Source organism: Paucilactobacillus salsurae (assembly GCF_054784995.1).
This window is the reverse complement of record NZ_BAAHWX010000014.1, coordinates 1-18,171: the sequence shown is the minus strand read 5'-3', so window position 1 is coordinate 18,171 and position 18,171 is coordinate 1. Positions and strand designations below refer to the sequence as shown.

The 18,171-nt window shown below is 37.7% G+C and carries 18 protein-coding genes; 4 read left to right on the top strand and 14 right to left on the bottom strand.

Going from position 1 to position 18,171, the window contains the following annotated elements; genetic code table 11:
• Positions 1-12 precede the first annotated feature (12 nt).
• Together ACYVQZ_RS08945 and ACYVQZ_RS08940 are read right to left on the bottom strand one after the other, a co-directional pair.
• Positions 13-1,371, bottom strand: a complete 1,359-nt coding sequence (locus ACYVQZ_RS08945) for a sensor histidine kinase (RefSeq protein WP_461241040.1) — start codon at positions 1,369-1,371, stop codon at positions 13-15.
• Positions 1,372-1,398: 27 nt separating this feature from the next.
• Complete coding sequence (locus tag ACYVQZ_RS08940) at positions 1,399-2,094, bottom strand: response regulator transcription factor (RefSeq protein WP_461241039.1); 696 nt, start codon at positions 2,092-2,094, stop codon at positions 1,399-1,401.
• Positions 2,095-2,294: 200 nt separating this feature from the next.
• On the opposite strand from ACYVQZ_RS08940, the gene ACYVQZ_RS08935 reads away from it, so the two are divergent.
• Entirely contained in the window at positions 2,295-3,224 is a 930-nt protein-coding gene (locus tag ACYVQZ_RS08935; RefSeq protein ID WP_461241038.1) for a nucleoside hydrolase, read from the top strand.
• A 55-nt stretch (positions 3,225-3,279) separates the two neighbouring features.
• Here the strand turns inward: ACYVQZ_RS08935 and ACYVQZ_RS08930 are convergent, their stop codons facing one another.
• Complete coding sequence (locus tag ACYVQZ_RS08930) at positions 3,280-3,930, bottom strand: hypothetical protein (protein ID WP_461241037.1); 651 nt, start codon at positions 3,928-3,930, stop codon at positions 3,280-3,282.
• A gap of 562 nt (positions 3,931-4,492) precedes the next feature.
• On the opposite strand from ACYVQZ_RS08930, the gene ACYVQZ_RS08925 reads away from it, so the two are divergent.
• On the top strand, positions 4,493-5,017 hold the full coding sequence (locus ACYVQZ_RS08925; RefSeq protein WP_461241036.1) for a GNAT family N-acetyltransferase: 525 nt from the start codon (positions 4,493-4,495) through the stop codon (positions 5,015-5,017).
• A 79-nt stretch (positions 5,018-5,096) separates the two neighbouring features.
• Here ACYVQZ_RS08925 and ACYVQZ_RS08920 read toward each other — a convergent pair whose 3' ends face one another.
• On the bottom strand, positions 5,097-7,631 hold the full coding sequence (locus ACYVQZ_RS08920; RefSeq protein ID WP_461241035.1) for a M1 family metallopeptidase: 2,535 nt from the start codon (positions 7,629-7,631) through the stop codon (positions 5,097-5,099).
• A 305-nt stretch (positions 7,632-7,936) separates the two neighbouring features.
• Here ACYVQZ_RS08920 and ACYVQZ_RS08915 point away from each other — a divergent pair, with 305 nt between their 5' ends.
• Both ACYVQZ_RS08915 and ACYVQZ_RS08910 read left to right on the top strand, forming a co-directional pair.
• Entirely contained in the window at positions 7,937-8,692 is a 756-nt protein-coding gene (locus ACYVQZ_RS08915; RefSeq protein WP_461241034.1) for a hypothetical protein, read from the top strand.
• Positions 8,693-8,798: 106 nt separating this feature from the next.
• Positions 8,799-9,614, top strand: a complete 816-nt coding sequence (locus ACYVQZ_RS08910; RefSeq protein ID WP_461241033.1) for a hypothetical protein — start codon at positions 8,799-8,801, stop codon at positions 9,612-9,614.
• A gap of 84 nt (positions 9,615-9,698) precedes the next feature.
• Here ACYVQZ_RS08910 and ACYVQZ_RS08905 read toward each other — a convergent pair whose 3' ends face one another.
• The 10 genes from ACYVQZ_RS08905 to ACYVQZ_RS08860 form a co-directional block, all read right to left on the bottom strand.
• Positions 9,699-10,895, bottom strand: a complete 1,197-nt coding sequence (locus ACYVQZ_RS08905) for an NRAMP family divalent metal transporter (protein WP_461241032.1) — start codon at positions 10,893-10,895, stop codon at positions 9,699-9,701.
• A 24-nt stretch (positions 10,896-10,919) separates the two neighbouring features.
• On the bottom strand, positions 10,920-11,675 hold the full coding sequence (locus ACYVQZ_RS08900; protein WP_461241031.1) for a LamB/YcsF family protein: 756 nt from the start codon (positions 11,673-11,675) through the stop codon (positions 10,920-10,922).
• Between the two features lie 11 nt (positions 11,676-11,686).
• Positions 11,687-12,475 carry a putative hydro-lyase gene (locus ACYVQZ_RS08895; protein WP_461241030.1) on the bottom strand — a complete coding sequence of 263 codons (789 nt, stop codon included), beginning with the start codon at positions 12,473-12,475 and terminating at the stop codon, positions 11,687-11,689.
• Positions 12,472-13,794, bottom strand: coding sequence for an acetyl-CoA carboxylase biotin carboxylase subunit (gene accC / locus ACYVQZ_RS08890; protein ID WP_461241029.1), 1,323 nt, complete (start codon positions 13,792-13,794; stop codon positions 12,472-12,474). Before accC ends, ACYVQZ_RS08895 begins: the two co-directional genes overlap by 4 nt.
• A 17-nt stretch (positions 13,795-13,811) precedes the next feature.
• Positions 13,812-14,234 carry an acetyl-CoA carboxylase biotin carboxyl carrier protein gene (locus ACYVQZ_RS08885; protein WP_461241028.1) on the bottom strand — a complete coding sequence of 141 codons (423 nt, stop codon included), beginning with the start codon at positions 14,232-14,234 and terminating at the stop codon, positions 13,812-13,814.
• 12 nt (positions 14,235-14,246) lie between these two features.
• A complete protein-coding gene (locus ACYVQZ_RS08880; protein ID WP_461241027.1) occupies positions 14,247-15,257 on the bottom strand; it encodes a 5-oxoprolinase subunit C family protein in 1,011 nt (336 codons plus the stop codon).
• Positions 15,241-15,990 carry a 5-oxoprolinase subunit PxpB gene (gene pxpB, locus ACYVQZ_RS08875; protein ID WP_461241026.1) on the bottom strand — a complete coding sequence of 250 codons (750 nt, stop codon included), beginning with the start codon at positions 15,988-15,990 and terminating at the stop codon, positions 15,241-15,243. The genes ACYVQZ_RS08880 and pxpB overlap by 17 nt, the downstream gene beginning before the upstream one ends.
• 621 nt (positions 15,991-16,611) lie before the next feature.
• On the bottom strand, positions 16,612-16,836 hold the full coding sequence (locus tag ACYVQZ_RS08870; protein ID WP_461241025.1) for a hypothetical protein: 225 nt from the start codon (positions 16,834-16,836) through the stop codon (positions 16,612-16,614).
• A gap of 578 nt (positions 16,837-17,414) precedes the next feature.
• Positions 17,415-17,756 (bottom strand): type II toxin-antitoxin system PemK/MazF family toxin, encoded by a 342-nt coding sequence (locus ACYVQZ_RS08865; protein ID WP_461241024.1) that lies wholly within the window; start codon positions 17,754-17,756, stop codon positions 17,415-17,417.
• A 74-nt stretch (positions 17,757-17,830) separates the two neighbouring features.
• Positions 17,831-18,112, bottom strand: coding sequence for an AbrB/MazE/SpoVT family DNA-binding domain-containing protein (locus tag ACYVQZ_RS08860; protein WP_461241023.1), 282 nt, complete (start codon positions 18,110-18,112; stop codon positions 17,831-17,833).
• Positions 18,113-18,171 lie beyond the last annotated feature (59 nt).

The window sequence follows — 18,171 nt, the reverse complement described above, 5'->3', positions numbered from 1 at the left end:
TGAAAATAAATTTTAAATTTTTTTGAATCCTACTGTAAAAATGGTCCCATGTGGCTGATTATCAACAATTGTAATCGTCAAATGATTCATATCTGCTAATTGTTTAACAATGGCTAACCCCAGCCCATTACCCGAAATAGAACCACGAATATCATCTGCTCGATAGAAACGATCAAACACGTGTTGCTTGTCTGCAGACTTAATACCCATTCCTTGATCACTGACCTTCAATAAAATTTGATCATCCTTTTGCTTTAAGGTCACTTCAATTTGAGTCGCAGCGTTTGAATATTTGGCCGCGTTATTGACTAAGTTGATTAATATTTGTTCAATACTAATTTGATTAGCACTGACAAAAACATTCGCATCGATATCACTCACTACATTTTGTTGAATTACTGGCGTCAATTTATCGAGTGTTTCAGTCACTAACTGGCTTAAATCAAGTTTTGCCAGTTCGATCTTATTTTGATCTGCACGTGACAGGATTAATAATTCTTCTACAAGATTCGACATTAAATGCGACTCATCGTTAATATAGCCAACAGATTTATCCAAAATTTCAGGGTGGTCTTTACCGCGTCTAGCAATTAATTGAGCGTGACTTTGAATAGTCGCAATCGGGGTCCTGAGTTCGTGAGCAGCATTTGAAACAAATAGTTTTTCACGAGTTGTTTGCTCATAAACTTTCGACAATAATCGATTAAAACTATTGGTTAGCTCAGTTACTTCAGTTGGTTTATCAGGTACCGGCAATGTTTGCATACTTTCGTTAGTTGTTTTTGAAATGGTTTGCGTGGCTGTGGTTAAGTCACTTAGCGGCCGAGTTAACCGATCCGCTAGTATCCGGATATATAATGGACTAATGATTAAAACTAGTAATAGCACAATGATTGTCACAATAATGACGCTTTGAAGGATTTCAACTTGTGAGCTCATTTTAGTCCAGAGTTCATACCTAATTCCTCTGGCATGGGTAATATAAAATAGAACAAATCCATATTTTGATGAATAATAAACGTGTTTGAAAAATGGTACTTTTTTAGGATGGGTTTTTAATAGTTTTTTTGTTCGAGGTGAATAGTAGAATTTGCGAGTGGCATCTTTTCGCGTATTATAAATTTTGACATAACTGGTACTTGTATCAAGCGTGCTATTATAACGCCAATTTTCCCAGTCATCATCGTCATCAATTTCAGTTTCTCGCAAACTATCAATCACTTTTTCCGTTGATGTTCGGGCATTTTTTAACAATTGGTGGCCAATTGAAGCAACCGTAATCAAACTAAATGAAACAATAATAATTGTCACGACCAGCAAAAAACTTCTTAAAATAATTGACGCACTATCTTGTGCTTTTTTTCGTTTCAATTAAGCCACCCCCCCCTTAAAGTTAAATTATTCAGCTGATAAACTATAACCTACCCCACGAATCGTGTGAATCAGTTTTTTGGCATTTGGCAATTTATCAATTTTATTTCTTAGATAACGAATATACACATCTACAATATTCGGTTCGCCATCAAAGTCAGCGCCCCAAACTGCATCTAATAATTCATTACGTGTGAAAACTTTACCAATATCTTGAAATAATTCAGTTAGCAATCGGTACTCACGTTGCGTCAAAGCAATTTGCTGATCACCACGGGTCACCCTTCTTCGCTGGGTATCGAGGACCAAATCATCAATTTGATAAACAGATTGCTGCTCTTCATTCATCACCATGCGTGGTCGTCGTAAAACGGCTTGCATTCTAGCTAACAATTCTTCGGTATCAAATGGTTTCGTCACATAATCATCTGCACCACCTTGCAAACCAGCTACTTTGTCTCCTGAATAATCTCTCGCAGTTAGCATAATAATCGGCACACTACTATCTTTACGAATGCGGCGCAGAACACCTAGTCCATCTAACTTTGGTAACATCCAGTCTAAAATAATCAGATCAACCGTAGCTTTATTCGCCTCATAAGTGTCAACTGCTGCAAGACCATCACTGGCTGTTAAAACATCATAATCTTCAAATTGAAATTCAGTTTTTAGTGAATCTACCAGTCCTTGTTCATCTTCAACCAATAGAACAGTTTGATTCATTGTAAAATCCTCCTCTAAGCGCTAACTCAGTATTCATTATATTACACAATGTTCAAATTAACGACTATCACTATTTACGGAAGAAAACACGAACATTAAAAAGGTATAAATGTTTTTCATAAGTTTTTGTACATATTATAGTGAAACTATGGACTTGAATCAGGACTTAATGTAAGCTAAATCCAAATGGAGGTTATCAAATGCAAAATATATATTTTAATCATGATGGTAATGTCGACGACTTAGTATCGCTCCTTTTATTATTAGAAATGCCGGATGTTAATTTAACAGGAGTCGGTGTTGTTGGTGCGGATTCTTATCTTGAACCAGCTGTCGAAGCCTCACAAAAAATTATTGATTTATTTGGTGCGGACAAAGAGCTAGTAGTAGCAGCTTCCAATTCACGACCCGTTAACCAGTTTCCTAAAGAATGGCGTTTGTCAGCTTTTTCTTTTAATGACTTTCCAATGTTGAATGAACATCGTCCGGTTCAAACACCGGTTGCCCCACTCCCTGCTCATTTAGACATGATTGAAAAGCTGCAACAAACAGATGATAAAACGACTCTAGTCATGACCGGTCCATTATCAGACCTGGCTCGTGCATTAGAAGTTGATCCAACCATTACCCAAAAGATTGAAAAATTATTTTGGATGGGTGGCACAATGAACAATCAAGGTAATGTGTCGGAACCCAGCCAAGACGGGACGATGGAGTGGAATGCCTACTGGGATCCAGAGGCCGTTAAAACGGTTTGGGATGCAGATATTGACATTCAAATGATTGGCCTAGAAAGCACTGATCAAGTTCCTCTAACAGTTAAACTCCGTAACCACTGGGCTGATCTTCGTCGTTATCGTGCCATTGATTTGATTGGGCAAGGCTACGCTCTGGTGTTATCATACGAAGCTAATTCTACCTATTATCTTTGGGATGTGTTAACGACTGTTTCTAGTCACTATCCAGAAATTGTCACTTCAAAGCTGGTTCATGGTGATGTCTTAACTTCCGGACATGGTGCTGGTAGAACATTTACCTCTAAAAATGGGCGCCCAATTACGTTAGTCACCAGTGTGAACAAAGATGCTTTTTTTCAAAAAATTGACGATCTTGCTAAACGAGCAAATTAAATCAAAAAAGCCTCATTACTGTCAACATCTGGTTAGCAGTAATGAGGCTTTAAATTTATTTGTGAGCTAAATATAAAGCTTCAGCGTCTTTTCGCAATTGAATTGCTTCTTCTAACGAATTAGTAGATTTATTTAAAACATATTTTCCATTAACCATTAAGCGGGCAACATAATGGTCGTTTTGTTCATCGTACGAAACTCCAATGACACCTGTTTTGTTACGTTTTGAAATAACTTTCGAAGCAAAAGAAACACCATCATCATCAATTAAATTACCAGCACAACGTGCGTTAATCAGAGCAGGATTGGTTAACATTTGCTTGCGAGATGTTTCTCTTAATAGACAACCGCAACTTTGTGTTGAACCACTTCGCAATGCATAACTGTCCACAACACAAGTATTACCGCAATCACATTGACAAAGCCAATGAGCATTACCATTGGCCGATTTTTCAGCTGCAAATTTTTGGGCCGTCAACCGACCAAATCGTTTGCCAGATAAATCAATGCTGTGTTTACTACCGCACATTCCACAGCGCGATTTTCTGCCATTTCTTAATTTAGTACCTTCTACATTAACAATGCGTCCACATTCACACCGACATTCCCAAACCAATGCACCGTCACTCGCACGTCCAACCATTTTTATTGCCGTTAATCGGCCAAATTTTTTGTCTGTTAAATCATACCCGCGTTTCACTATCATTAAAACTCCTCCTACAAAAACTACTCAGTCACCCGTGTTGTCTTACACATTTTTTCACTTACTAAGTGTAACTGTAGGATATACAATAACATTAATTTGCTGTAAAAATCGGGACTAAACGTTGATGTAACGCATTATTAATTTGATTTTTTGTTTTTTTTGATTTATCGTATGGAAAATCAAAATATGCCTTTTGTCAAAATTTAATCAAGTGATAAACAAAAAAATGCAATTTTTTTACTTTAAGCAGCATTTAAAATTGATTTTAAATATATTTATTCAATCATTTATCATTTTGTGTGCATTATTCAACAATTAACTGTCAAAAACTATTTTTATCGGTTAACCTTTTTTTCTTCACTTTATTTTTATTCGAATACAATTATTTATCACTTAATCATTAACTTAATATTTCAAATATAACAGTATTGTTACAATTGTAATGATTCTGTTATATTTGAATAACCTCTATTAAATCAGCGCTTGTCAAAACAAACTACAAAATGTCAAATTAAAGTCTATAATAGAAGCTAAATCATTTTTAAAGAGGTATGAAAAATTCATGGCTATAACTTATATTCGTCAAGCTAACAATGAAGATCTCAATGCAATTAACGAACTAATCACTTCAGGGAAAAAAATTCTTGCCGCTGAGGATATTCCACAATGGCAAGGCAACTATCCAGATCTCTCGATTTTACAACGTGATATTGACAAGGGATTTACATACGTTTTAATCTTTGATGAACAAATCGTCGGAACAGCAACACTGTTTCAAGAAGTTGATCCTAACTATGCCATTATTTATGATGGTGCTTGGCTACCAAGTAATAATCATTATGCGACTATTCATCGTATTACTGTCAATCCAGCTTTCAAAGGACACCACCTTGGCGACATGTTCTTTAGTAATTTGATTAGCACCGCCTACAATCTGGGGTTTCATGAGATGCGAATTGACACACATGCAAAGAACAAGCGCATGCAGCATCTAGCATTGAAAAGTGGGTTTGTCTATTCTGGTATTGTCTATATGAATCAAGACTCAACAGACAAGCGCAATGTTTATCAACTTTTTTTGCACTAATAACTCTTTTATTTATCAAAATTCTGTAAATTTAATCAATTAAAAAAGGATTGAAACGACAACGTTTCAATCCTTTTAGTTATTTAACGACTTGTTTAATAGCTTGGTTAACCTTTAATTTTTCTGCTTCAATCAAGTTAACCTTACTCTCAATGATTTTTGTATCCATTTTGATTTCTCGAGTTAGTCCAGGAGTTTGTATCTTGGGTTCAAAAAAGTTTTTAAATTCATCTAAACGTTCACGAGTATGAAAAATACCCGCAGTCACGGTAATAAATGTTGCAAACTCCATATCACCACCAACCGTCTTTTCCAACCAACTCCACTCGTCACGAATCCAATTCCAAGCTGCTTGCTGACCATGTTGATTAGCAAGTAACCCACGATACCAAGCACGTAGGTCTTGCGGTTTAATCACGGTTGTATTTTCAAACAAATTAATCAATTTTTTAATTAATTCAGGTGCTTTCGTCTTTGGCAATGCTACAGCGATGCTAGCTTTTAAACTTGCATCACTAGTTGTTTGATATGAATGAATTAATTCGTCAAACAGCTGATCCGTGCCAAAACGTTCAACCTCATTACTTAAAATTAATGATGCCAAATCGGCTGGTAACTGCTGCAAGTTTTTTTGATGTTCTATAAATAACTGGTGTGCAGCGTCTATTGTCTCCGTATTCTGAGCGTAGAGTGCCGCATTTAACACGATTGGCCGCGTCAATTGATTATCATTACTTTCATCACGAATTGGCTGCCACCCCAATCTTTCAACGGAATCATGACTCAATTGATTGAACACCTGTTGCAGTTGCTGTTCTTCTGGTGTGTCTGGATGCACGAATTGCTTTAAATCATTAGCAATCCGATATAAGGCCGTATTAACAATGCTAAAATGACTTTTTGCAAAATTTGGTAATAAAGGTACAACATCAGCATACGATACTTGTTTAGCCTGAGCCAATAGCCGTAAATCTTGTAAGATTTGCAGTTGGGCAATTGCGTCTAACTCATTATTTTCTGCCAAAATATCATTTAATAGTTGGTCATCATACGACACAATAAAGTGCGATTCATTGTCAACATTTAACCTAAATGGCACACCATTTTGTTGTCTCAACTGATCATAGTCCCCGATGACCACTTTTTTATCCTCAAAAAGATTGGGTGCGGCCTGATAATTACTATTTAATGGAATTTTCCAAAGCCGATCGCGGTTAACGCCATCCCCAATAAAAAACTGCTGTTGTGTTAATGTTAGTTTTCCATTCATTACAGCGGCTGTTACCACTGGATATCCTGGTTGTTCCAGCCAAGAATCCATAATGGCACTTAGGTTAATACCAGAAGCTTCACCAAGTGCCTGCCATAAATCAGCACCAGTAGCATTAGCATATTGATGTGCTGCAAAATACTGCTTTAATCCTTTTTGTAATGCCACGTCGCCAATTAAGCCACGAACCATGACTAACATTCTGGCACCTTTGGCATAGACAATGGCACCATCAAAGATCGAATCAATTTCAGCCGGATTTTCAACCTGAACGTGTACTGATTGCACACCGTCTGTCGCATCACGTTGTAACGCCATTGGCGCTTCAGATGTTTGAAATAATTCCCAAATATGCCAGTCAGGTTCAATCGCATCAATTGCCACATATTCCATCATGTTGGCAAAACTTTCATTCAACCACAAATCATCCCACCATTTCATGGTCACTAAATCGCCAAACCATTGATGAGCAAGCTCGTGAGCAATAACCGTGGCGACTAATTGTTTAGTTTCAAAAGCAGTGTTATCAGGATCTAGTAATAAATAAGCTTCTCGATATGTCACCAGTCCCCAGTTTTCCATTGCGCCAGCTGAAAAATCAGGCAAAGCGAGTTGCCATGAATGTGGTAATGGATATGTTGTTTGATAGAAATCTTCGTAAAATTCAATTGATCGTTTGGCAATATCTAAAGCAAAATCGAGTTCCTTGGGTTGATGTGCTTTGGTTGAGAAGACACCGACTTTAACCCCACTTTTGGTAACAGTTTCTTTGCTTTGTAATTCACCAAACGCAAATGCAACTAAATAAGTGGACATGCGTACCGTTGTTTCAAAGTAATGCACGCCTTGTTCAACACGTTGTTCGGGCATGTTACTTAAAACAATTTCATCAGGATGTTCGTCAAATTTGATGGCAATATCAAATGTCGCTTTTGCCTCAGGCTCATCAATACTTGGGAAGGCCTGTCGTGCAGCCGTTGTTTCAAACTGTGTGCCAATAATTTGTTTCTGTATGCCATCTACTTCGTAGTAGGAAGGATAGATGCCCATCATTGTATCAGTTAATGGTGCTTGATAATTAATTTCTATTCGTATTTGGCCTGTTTGATTGGCCTCAATATTAATAACTTCCGCTTGATCATCTACCAGATATTTTACGTTTTGATTATTAATAATGATTGAATTAATTTGCAGATACTTTTGGTGTAACGCAAAATTATTTGTTTTTGCTTCACCATCAATAATTGTTTTTCCTTTAATTTGTTTTGTTTTTCTATCAATATCAAAAAAAAGTTGATAATGATTTGGTTGAAATTTCTGATATAACCGAATATTTTCTTTCATTTGTTTCTCCTTCACACTTTAAAATATCTATATTATACGACACTCATGCATAGTTTCGGAATTTAATCACTTATTCCAATTTTGCATAATTTTTTAAGCAAAAAATTAATACCCTTTACTTTTTTATGATAACAATTAGATTAATTTTAAAAAATATTATTTATTTAACCTACCATCGATTCAATTATACTAGCCTTTTTTCAATTTAATTGCTGTTATTATTTATAATTATCATTAAATTTCTCTTGCAATCTTTATCATTTTTCGATAAGTTATTATTTGAATAAATTTTTAGGAGGTACAGCATGCCCCAATTTCAACATGGCGTTCCTGCCATCAACCTTGAGGAGTTTACCGTACAAGATGCCGATTTAATTTGCGAAGGAGCACCTATTTCATGGAAAGATACTTTATTAATTCGTCAATTAACTGAAGGTAATCAAATTTATACATTAGTCATTTACCGAGATGGTAAAAAATTAGTTGCACCCAAACCACTAACTAAAGTGATGGATGAATTCACTGCAGCAATGCACCTTCTTGATATCGAGACGCGCTGTCAAATGGATTACCTAGAACTAAAAGGATCAATTCCCTGTGTTGCAGGTGTCTATCAGCTATTTTCGTCAATGGGTGCCAGCAACAAACAATCAACTTGGATCATGAATCATCATATTTTTGACATTCATAAATGTGATACTGACAAAATGATTTATATTACCTTTGATAATCAATTAACAGTGAAAATTGACGTTGCTTGGGGAACCCTCTCTCGCAACCGAATGACCGCTGAAAAAATGTCTAAATTTCAGGTCAACCTTGATCGACAATTTAATATTTTACACGGTAGTTTCCGCGGTGTTGAGGACCAATGGGGTGAATTTGCTGCAGATGAAGGCGCTTATTACGGTAGTATTTATAACATTAATCGTTATATTCGCTTTCGTTTTAAATTTTACTTTAATAAGGCTTACCGAGACTTTTATGGAAAACCAGCAACTGATGAATTATGTGAATCAACCTTTTCAGAAATTTACCGGACACCAAACTTTTGGGGCTAAGGAATTCTAAATTACGGTTAAGTTTTGAAAATACTCAAAAATATCAAAGTGTTAATTTTAATCCTGTAGTACAATGACAGAAAGTAAATTGACTGGAGATACCCCTATGGCACAAGATAACAGTGACCAAATGATGAGTCGTGAAGAATTACGTCATTTAAAAAAACAACAGCAAAATTCGGATCAACCATCACAACAACCAAAACAATCAAAACCTAAGAAAAAAAGACATCGCAAAATCTGGCTGTGGTTACTTGGCATCATCATTTTAATTATTGGCCTCTTTTTATGGATTGGCTCCCGCTCTTCTTTAAATGGTTCGTGGGTTGAAATTAGTAATGCAAATGGCCAAACCTACACAACAACAGACAGTATTGATAATTTAAGCACCCTGACAATCAAGCACGGAAAATATACATTTACGCCCAATAATGAACAAAGCAATGCCACTACTGGCACATTCAAAGATGATAGTTCCAATAACCAGGCAACGTTTGATACTGATGTTACTAATTACTCACTATCTGCAGATAACGACCAAGTGACATTTTCAAATAACAACGGCACAATTAATGGTCTTGGGAATAATTCAACTATCACTTTTGTTCGTCGCAATTCGGCTGAATATAAGCAAATTAAATCTAGAATTGAGAGTCAACAGCAAAGTCAGTCGTCATCTGAAAGTGCCTCCAGTTCGAGTTCAAATAAACTAAAAAATGCAATTTCTGATATTAAGGGCAAAGTCTCCGATAATTCTAATAGTAGTTCATCTTCAAATACTGGAAATAGCAGTGATAGTTTCTCTGAGACAACTGAATCTTCCGTAACCACTCAAGATAAGTCTGACAAAAATAACGTTTGGCAGCAATTACATGATCAAATTCAAGAACTTTTGAATCAATTCGGATTGCAATCAAAGTAATTTTTCAAAAAGATTATTAAACTAAAATAACCTCCAACAAAAATGACGTTTGAGGTTATTTTTTATTACATTATTTTACTAAAACTATAGCAACGTTAAAATCGTTTTGACACCCGCATATGCCATAAAAGCCACCACAATCCAACCGGTGAAGAATAACCATTTAGGATGATGATACTGTGCTCCCATGATGTTTCGCCTTGTGGCTGCAATCAAAAGAATGGCCAACGCGATCGGTAAAATTAATCCGTTCAGTGCTCCCACAACAACCAACACTTTTGCTGGGCTGCCGATAAAATAAAAAATGATTGTGGATAACGTAATAAATAACACAATGACCCATGATCGCCAACTTTCACGTCCTTGCTTATTCTCGTTGTAATCCAAAAAAGAAATTGATGTAAACGTGGAACCTAGCGTAGAGGTCATTCCAGCCGCAAATAACAATAGACCAAAGAACTTATAACCAAAATTTCCTGCAGCAACCTTAAAAATAGTAGCCGCTGGGTTACTTGGATCTAACTGATTTCCAGCCAACACGACTGCTAAACCAGCTAAAAATAGCATCACGCGAATCACTGAAGCCACTCCAATACCGGTCAAAGCACCCTCATTAACATATTTGATGTTATTAATGCCCTTAACACCGCCCTCAAGCAATCGATGCCCACCAGAAAATGAAATGTAGCCACCCACCGTACCACCAACAATGGTCACAATTGAATAAAAATCAAACGATGTGGGCATAAACGCATGATGGATTGCACTTTGATAAGGAACGGTTGTGACTGCTAGTATATAAACCAAAATCAAGACTTTCACCACCGCTAACAATTGAACGGTCCGATCCACCACTAGCATAGCATTACGGACTAAAAATAAGACAATCGCAACAGCAGCTGCAATCAAAGCCCCATTTTCTGGTGAAATACCAAATAAAACGTTTAATCCAAGTCCTGCACCACCAATGTTTCCAATGTTGAAAAAAAATCCTCCAATGACAATTAGTCCTGACAATATGTATCCCAATCCGGGCATAACTTCATTAGCCAGCACTTGCGCATGGCGGCCAGAAACGATGATAATTCGCCAAATGTTAAGCTGAACAACTACGTCAACCAAAATACATATTAAAATGGCAAATCCGAAGTCGGCTCCCATTTTACTAGTGAAAGTTGCGGTTTGTGTTAGAAAACCTGGCCCAACAGCAGCCATTGCCATCATAAATGCCGCTCCCATGGCAACGTTAAATGGTGATCGTTTTGTCACTTTATTTTTCATATGTTCAATTCCTCCCTGTCTTGGTTAGGCATTCATTGCAGCCACTTCAATTCCTGCTTGATTCAATGCCGCATGAATTTTCTGGACAAAGGCAACGGCTTTGATACCATCCCCGTGCACACAAACTGTATCGGGGATAATTTCCAGCGAACTACCGTCAATAGCAGTAATCGTGTGTTGTGTCACCATATCAATTACGCGTTGTACAGCCACGTCTTCATCAGTGATAACTGAATTAGGCTGACTTCGTGATACCAAACTACCATCTGCTTCATAGGCACGATCAGCAAACACCTCAGAAGCGTAAGGTAATCCGACTGTTTGTGCAGCACGAATTAATTCACTATTAGCCAACCCAATCAAAATTATAGTTGGATCGACCGCATAAATTCCCTCACAAATTGCTTTTGCAAGTTCATAATTTCCAGCTGCCATATTATAAAGTGCTCCGTGGGGCTTTACATGATGTAAATGACCATCTGGGCTAAATGCCTGTAATGCACCTACCTGATATTGAACATCAGCCTTTGCAGCAGCTGGTGTAATTTGCATGCGACGTCGACCAAATCCTTCTAAATCACGCAACCCTGGATGTGCGCCAATTGCCACATGGTTTTGAATTGCCAAATTCACCGTTTGTGACATCACTTGTGGATCACCAGCATGGAATCCACAAGCAATATTGGCTGACGTAATATAAGGTAATACCTCTTCATCTAAGCCAAGCTTATAGCGCCCAAAACTCTCACCCAGGTCACAATTCAAATCGATTTTTACCATATGAATTCCCCCTATAAAATATCAGCAAGCTGGTTGTCACGTACATCTGTCACCAACATATGCCCTGGTGCGTGCGTGATCACAAATTCAGGTTTACTACGCATTACCACATCTTGTGGCGTAACCCCACACGCCCAAAAAACAGGCACTTCGCCGGTTTTAATTTCAACTGCTTCACCAAAATCAGGTTGCGACAAGTCATCTATTCCAATACGGCTTGGATCTCCAATTTGAATCGGAGTGCCATGAACCTGAGGTAAACGTTCAGTTATTGTTACTGCTTTTACCACTTGTTCTTCAGGAATTGGTCGCATACTGACAACATAGTTACCATGAAATACACCCGCGCAGCGAGCATTGATATTTGTACGATACATTGGTACATTGCGGTGCATCGTGATATGGCGCATTTCAATACCTGCCTCAATTAATGCTGCTTCAAATGAAAAACTGCACCCAATAAGAAAACTTACTAGATCTTCACGCCATAAATCAGCAACGGCTGTGGGTTCATCTACGAGTTCGCCGTGCCGATAAACCCGGTACTTTGGAAAATCACGTGCTAAATCGACATCTTTGGCAAAAGTTTGCAGTTGGCGTGCGCCTGCATCTGCAACTTCCAGAATTGGGCAAGGTTTCGGGTTTCGTTGTGCAAACAGTAAAAAGTCATATGCCTGGCGTTTAGGCAAAATAACTAAATTCGCTTGTGTAAATCCCGGACACAAACCACTAGTTTGATTCGTGAACGTTCCTGCACGACTTTGGTGACGTAATTCAACAGGGGTCATCATTTCACTCATACATTCTCCTCCTCAATAAGTCGATCAATAAATTCAATATCAAACTTGTTATTCAAAAAATCCGGATTATTTAAAAGCTGATATAAAAAATCTAGATTAGTCCCCACACCATCGATTACAGTTTCTTCAATGGCAACCTGCATTTTTTTAACTGCAATCTCACGTGTAGGTGCGTAGGTAATCACTTTGGCCAGCAATGCATCATAGTTAGCCGGAACTTGATAGCCCTGGTACAATGCTGTATCCACACGGACACCATTACCTCCGGGTAAATGCAGTCCATTAACCGTTCCAGGAACGGTGGCAGTAATTCGGCATTCCAGTGCGTGCCCATTTAAAGAAACTTGTTCTTGGTTAATTTTTAATTGCTTACCTGCCGCAATACGTAATTGACTACGTACCAAATCAACGCCAGTAATGAATTCAGTCACTGGATGTTCGACCTGAATTCGCGTATTCATTTCCATAAAATAAAACTCACTAGGACCTGCGTACAAAAACTCAATTGTACCAGCTCCCAGAAAATTCAAAGCTTTTGCTGCACGTCGGGCTGTGGACAACATTTCACAGCGCGTTTGATGATCAATTGCACTAGGTGCTTCCTCCATTACTTTTTGGTGATATTGTTGTAATGAACAATCACGTTCACCAAGAGAAACTGCGTTGCCAAAACTATCAGCCAAAACTTGGACCTCAATATGCCGAGGGCGCACAATGAATTTTTCCAGATACATTTCTGGATTACCAAACGCTTTTTGTGCTTCTCCTTGAGCCATTGTAAACTCGTGCTGTAACTGTTCTTCACTATGAATGAGGCGCATTCCTTTGCCACCACCGCCAGCTGCGGCTTTGAGCATGACCGGATACCCAATTTCATTTGCTTGAAACAGCGCTGTACCAATATCAGTAAACCCTTCAGCACTCCCCGGAATAACCGGAACATCAGCATTTTGCATTACTTCTCGAGCCCGTGCTTTATCACCTAGTAATGCAATTGTTTCAGAATGTGGCCCAATAAATGTAATGCCTTGTGTCTCACAGAGTTTTGCAAAATCGGCGTTTTCTGATAGAAACCCGTACCCGGGATGAATCGCATCAGCTCCAGTATTTCTTGCGGCTTCAATAATATTCGTTTGATTTAAATAGCTTGCCTGTGGATTGGCTGGTCCAATGCACACCGCCTGATCCGCCATTTTTACATGGAGTGCTTGCCGGTCAACGGTTGAATAAACTGCGACCGTTTGCAACCCGATTTCATGACAGGCGCGAATGATTCGAACCGCAATTTCCCCACGGTTTGCAATAAGAACTTTATGCATGCAATCACATTCCTTACTTAGTCGATTTTAATTTCAAACAGTGGTTGATCGTACTCTACATTCTCCTCGTTACCAGCCAATATCTCAGTGATTGTACCAGCTCGATCTGCCGTAACATCGTGCATCATTTTCATAGCTTCTATTACCGCAATAGTTTGACCTTTTTCAACTTGGTCACCCACTTTAACAAAAGGTTTCTCATCTGGACTCGGTGCTTGATAAAAAATACCAACCATTGGTGCATTAATCGTGATTGGTTGATTCTCTTCACTTTTTTTCGAGTTGGTTAACTCACTCGTTTCTAATTTACGATTCTCCCCATCAACAATAGTTTGCTGCCGTTTCAGCTTGTATCGCTGTTCATCGCCCTCGAACTCAAATTCAGCAATGTCATTTTCTTTCATCAATTGCATTACTGCTTTAATTTCATCTAATTTCATGGTGTCACTCCTTTATTTGGTTTCAAAAAGTTCATTAATTTTGATTGCAATTGAACGAGATGTCTCTGGTTTCAATCGTTCAAAACGTTCTTCCAATGCAATCATTTCTTCATTTTGTTGGCGTAACAGTTGTTGACTTTGCGCTAACGTAATCCATTCAAACTTAATTTTATCCTCTGGCATAGTTTGCACCAGTTTTGATAAATCAACAGAAGAGACAACCGCAATTACAGGATATCCCCCTGTTGTTTGTCGATCAGCCATCAAAACGATGGGTTGACCACTCTTTGGTACTTGAATTCCACCAGTAACAGTTGCTTCGGATAACATCTCGGGTACGTTATCCACCGGTAAAGCATTCGCGAATAGTCGTATTCCCATTCGATCAGCATCTTTAGTAACAATATATGTTTGACTCACAAACGTCTCCGTCGTTTTTTTACTAAATTGATCAAATTGAGGACCAGGTACTACTCGAATAACTTTTTCTTGATTATCATTGTCTATGACCGATGAGGTAATCTTGCGCTGTGAAACTCCTGTACCGACCACCCCGGGTTCTCCGGTGGGAATAAAATCATCCTTCTGCAATGCTCGGCCCTTAAACCCTCCTAAGTGATAGCGCAAACTCGTGGCGTAGCTACCCAAAACTTTTGGTACTTTAAGCATATTGACTAACGCTAAATACCCATAACGGCCACTGAGTAGTGGTCCAATTGCCAATTTATCATTACGATTCACTACAATTGCCCTATTTTGAGCAATTGTCACACCATTCAACTTGGCTGCCACACACCCTCCGGTAATCGCAATTATCGTCTTAGAAGTAAACGTAACCGTAGGGCCTAAAATACTGAACTCAAGTACTGCTCGATCGACAGTATTTCCAGTCAATAAATTCGCCAATTTGGCGGCCTGATGGTCCATCACGCCTGACGGAGAAAAACCTTCAGCGATCCCAACCGTACGACCACCGTCTTGAATGGTTGTCAATAGACCTGGTTCATTAATTCTGAGTCCCATCAACGCTCACCTGCCTTGTTTCAACATAAATTTGGTACTTTTTTTCGTTGACCAATTTTTTGATTTGCTGGTATTCAAAGGATGATATTTGATCAAAATGAATATAATCACCTGCATGATAATAAAAAGGATCCGGTTGATCTGGTCGAAATAATCGCAATGGTGTTTGACCAATAATTTGCCAACCTCCTGGTGATTCAATCGGATAGATTCCTGTCTGTTCTCCAGCAATGCCCACCGCGCCAGCATGAATTTTTAACCGTGGCGTGGCCAGACGCGGGGTCGCAATTTGCGAATCTAGTCCACCCAAATAAACAAATCCGGGTAAAAAGCCTAACATATATATAAGATAATCTGTGTGGCAATGCCTCGAAATAACCTGCTTAGGAGTTAATTGTGCCTGTTTCGCCACAGTCATAAGGTCTGGCCCAAACTCGTTGCCATAAGCTACCGGAATGTGCACAATGCGCATATTCTGATTTGATTGTTGATGAACTGCTAATGTTGCTGATTCAATCGCTTGCTCGAGCTTTGCCAAAGATAGTTTGAGTGGATCATATAGTATCGTTAGTGTCCGAAAAGCAGGAACAAAGCCCGTAATTCCTGCCAACTGACTGTCTTCCAGCGATGACTGTAGTTGTCGAATTGATCGATTAATTTTCGGGTCAACCCGATTTGCAAACGTCACATTGACAGCACTATCACCCGCTGGATAAATTTGATATTCGTCCAATTAATTCACCTCACTTTTTAAACATTAAAAAAGAGTTAGAAAAAATTGTAACATATTTCAATAAATATATCATGGAAATGCTAACCAAATTATATAAATTCACTGTTTGTATATTACTTTAATTTATCTAATCATATTAAAAATAACCTAATCGAATCTTTTTCTTAAGAAAATTAAGAAAACACTCATATTTTCTTTATTAACCGTTTAAATGGAATAATTTCGAATAACTAGAGTAATCGTCTAGAAATAACAAAAAGTCCGCTAAACTTGCGTTTAACGAACTCTGATGGTTTTATTAAAATATTTAGCTATATTAATTTAAGAGATGCGATCGAATCGTTACTCGACAAATTAGAAAAGAAATCGAAGACATTAAAAGCAAAAAAATTGAAAGAGTGCACCGAGTGTGCACTGACTTTAAAAATTCTAATGGTTTCTAGTGTGAACTCAAAAATAAAGAACCTCGACAAATGCTGATTTGACGGGGTTCTTATTATTTTGCTATTTTATGAAAACTATCTTATGTGTAATATCGAAGCGAGTGACGGGAATCTGATCCGCTGAAATATCAACTTTAAATCTGATTATGTGCAAAATGTGTGCAAACAGTTTTATTTACTAGTGGCCTAATTTATTTTCAAGTGCAATTAATTCTTTAAATACTTCCCACGGCTCTTTATCTAATGCCTTAGCTGTTGCTTTCATGATCTTACCTGAAATAGTATCTGTGCCATGTTCAGAGTCTGCCACACGTTGTAAAGTACTATTTGATAACCCACTTACTTTAGCCACCTTATACCGAGTTATATTGTTATTATCCAAATATTGTTGATATAGTTTCATTTTTTAATGGCCACCTTTACAACCCGCCATAATGCAAACAAAGTAAACAAAATAGATAAACTAACTGAAATTGTGTTATGAAAAACTCCTGACAAACTATTGGCACATATAACTAAAAACAGCCAAAACAATATAGTTGTTGTTTTATTCATGATTTAATTGAAAGTTGATGATATAATGTACACCAAAGCAAGGGGCTAAGCCCCTTGAGAAATTTATTTTTTCTTTCTGTTCTTGATGAAATCACTGATTATTTTAACGAGTCCGAACGTTAATGTGATTGTCTCAAGGACAGTTTTTATATCATCTAACACTTTCAACTTTATCACCCCTTTCCTTATGATTATATAATACGCTTTTGCATTATAAAGTACAACCCTTTTGCGTAATAAATTCGAACTTTTTTCAAAATAAAAAAGCCCTATCCGATTAAGGATAGAGCTTTATTTGTATCGCATTTCGCCTTGTCTTTTATCTATTTGATCAGTAATCTTGTAATTTATAAAAAAATATGCAAGAATGTATTTGTGTCGAATACATCTTGCATACCTTGTTGTCCTCTTACGTGAGGACTTTTTTTATGCAGTCATTTCAGCAAAAATCTCTGAAACTTCATCCATGATCGCCTGATTCGCATGAGATACTTTTTTAGTTTCTCTAGCTTGTAAATCAATGGTAAGAATTTGGTCAGTCATAACCACTCCGTGAGTACCTTCAGCTCGTCCGTCAATTTTTACGTGCAATGGATAATTTTTGTCATGTGACGTAATGGGAAAAACACTCGCAAAACCGCTTACCATTTGGCTATCCTTGTTCGTCCAAACAAGTGCTGGCCGATAACCTTTTTGTTCATGCCCTACTGACGGATCGAAGTTAACCATAACAACATCTCCCCGTTCGTAGGTATTAAAACTTGCCATACATTCGTCTCCCTTCTCGTTTACTCTGCCATTCACTAATAATTCAATCCGTACAGCTCATGGCATGCATTTCTTTACCAAATTTCTCTCCCTACTGCTTTCCCTTTTTCAAATACTCTATCTTCACTATCTAAATAGTTTACATAATCATAATTTTGAAATCTATTCATTAATTTGGATTCTTTTTTTTGTTTCTGAATTACTAACTTATCATCATCAATTACCATACTTACAGTTCCATTTTCATCAATATCAAGCTGCCTTAAAATATCTTTTGGGATTCTAACTGCTTGCGAATTGCCCCATTTAGATAATTTGGCTGTCTGGGGATTCGTATTTTTCTTTTCCTTCAACATAATAGTACCTCCTTCACTTACAAGACAAAGTATATCCGAATGTTTATACCTTGTCAAGG

Bases quoted from the DNA above. Each gene is read 5' to 3' on its own strand.
- ACYVQZ_RS08880 (WP_461241027.1), bottom strand. From the start codon at position 15,257: ATGGGACTCAGAATTAATGAACCAGGTCTATTGACAACCATTCAAGAC.
- ACYVQZ_RS08860 (WP_461241023.1), bottom strand. From the start codon at position 18,112: ATGTTGAAGGAAAAGAAAAATACGAATCCCCAGACAGCCAAATTATCT.
- ACYVQZ_RS08925 (WP_461241036.1), top strand. From the start codon at position 4,493: ATGGCTATAACTTATATTCGTCAAGCTAACAATGAAGATCTCAATGCA.
- ACYVQZ_RS08935 (WP_461241038.1), top strand. From the start codon at position 2,295: ATGCAAAATATATATTTTAATCATGATGGTAATGTCGACGACTTAGTA.
- ACYVQZ_RS08920 (WP_461241035.1), bottom strand. From the start codon at position 7,631: ATGAAAGAAAATATTCGGTTATATCAGAAATTTCAACCAAATCATTAT.
- ACYVQZ_RS08910 (WP_461241033.1), top strand. From the start codon at position 8,799: ATGGCACAAGATAACAGTGACCAAATGATGAGTCGTGAAGAATTACGT.
- ACYVQZ_RS08865 (WP_461241024.1), bottom strand. From the start codon at position 17,756: ATGGCAAGTTTTAATACCTACGAACGGGGAGATGTTGTTATGGTTAAC.
- ACYVQZ_RS08940 (WP_461241039.1), bottom strand. From the start codon at position 2,094: ATGAATCAAACTGTTCTATTGGTTGAAGATGAACAAGGACTGGTAGAT.
- ACYVQZ_RS08915 (WP_461241034.1), top strand. From the start codon at position 7,937: ATGCCCCAATTTCAACATGGCGTTCCTGCCATCAACCTTGAGGAGTTT.
- ACYVQZ_RS08895 (WP_461241030.1), bottom strand. From the start codon at position 12,475: ATGAGTGAAATGATGACCCCTGTTGAATTACGTCACCAAAGTCGTGCA.
- ACYVQZ_RS08885 (WP_461241028.1), bottom strand. From the start codon at position 14,234: ATGAAATTAGATGAAATTAAAGCAGTAATGCAATTGATGAAAGAAAAT.
- ACYVQZ_RS08870 (WP_461241025.1), bottom strand. From the start codon at position 16,836: ATGAAACTATATCAACAATATTTGGATAATAACAATATAACTCGGTAT.
- accC (WP_461241029.1), bottom strand. From the start codon at position 13,794: ATGCATAAAGTTCTTATTGCAAACCGTGGGGAAATTGCGGTTCGAATC.
- ACYVQZ_RS08905 (WP_461241032.1), bottom strand. From the start codon at position 10,895: ATGAAAAATAAAGTGACAAAACGATCACCATTTAACGTTGCCATGGGA.
- ACYVQZ_RS08900 (WP_461241031.1), bottom strand. From the start codon at position 11,675: ATGGTAAAAATCGATTTGAATTGTGACCTGGGTGAGAGTTTTGGGCGC.
- ACYVQZ_RS08930 (WP_461241037.1), bottom strand. From the start codon at position 3,930: ATGATAGTGAAACGCGGGTATGATTTAACAGACAAAAAATTTGGCCGA.